This is a genomic window from Bartonella sp. MU70NMGDW, from assembly GCF_042194085.1.
GTDB lineage: Bacteria > Pseudomonadota > Alphaproteobacteria > Rhizobiales > Rhizobiaceae > Bartonella > Bartonella grahamii.
The window spans coordinates 1-871 of sequence record NZ_JBHIMK010000489.1; the positions used below are offsets into that span (position 1 = coordinate 1).

1 protein-coding gene is annotated in these 871 nt (G+C 42.0%); it reads right to left on the bottom strand.

Annotated features, from left to right (window positions below; all coding sequences use genetic code 11):
• Window positions 1–50: 50 nt before the first annotated feature.
• Window positions 51–871, bottom strand: an 821-nt coding sequence (locus ACFIKE_RS11755) for a N4-gp56 family major capsid protein (RefSeq protein ID WP_375650128.1), incomplete at its 5' end; no start/stop codon positions are given.

Sequence of the window (871 nt, forward strand, 5' to 3'; positions counted from 1 at the left end):
GTTCCTGTGTAATTAGCGATTTTTCTGCCATAATTGTCATCCTTTAATAATTAGCTTGCTTCAGCAAAAGAAGGGATGACAATGGTACCAAAGTCTTGTCCCCCTTGATCAGAATGCGGCAAGGTATAGCGTGACTTTTTCATGCCGATAATGGTTTTAGCTGCAACCCCAAATTCACGTTGATAATCAAACAGTTCTTCAACAAGTTTATAGCGTTTTCCCCCTTTCCCATCGCCTCCTGTTGCTCCATTGCCAACGCGCCCATAAGCCATGATAACACTTTGCGCACCAAGCAACACAGCACGACGAACAGATGTTACAGGCTCTTGTGTCTTTGAATTGATACCATTGGGGACATGTTCAGCTTCACGCAAAATGACACCGTTATACATCCCTAAAGAACCATTAAAAATTGGGTTCTTAGCTCCAGAGCCATCATAAGCTGCCTTGGTAATGTCTAACCATTGCCCGCTCTTTGTATTGGTACGCAATTGAGTTACCTGTGTTGGGTGGAGATACATCACATATGCCGATTTTCCATCAACACGAACAGGGCGCAAACGTGGATTAGCAAGTTTAGCGCGTTCAACAGCCTGATCTATAAGATCTAATGTAAAAACATCGTCTTTTGTAAGTTCTTCATCAGTCTTTTTCTTATTGGCACGAATAATACGCAATTTGCTTGGCTCTAATGGAGCATTAAAACCATAGTGTACGGGTTTAAGGGTTATGGTGCGTCCCTCGAAGTGAATCCATGGTGCTGTATAACCTGCTGCCTGAATGAAGAACATCAAACTTAAGCGATCTGCATACCAATCAACAAGCCCATCTTTTGCTTCTGTTCGTAAATTAAATAAAACACGTTGTTGAT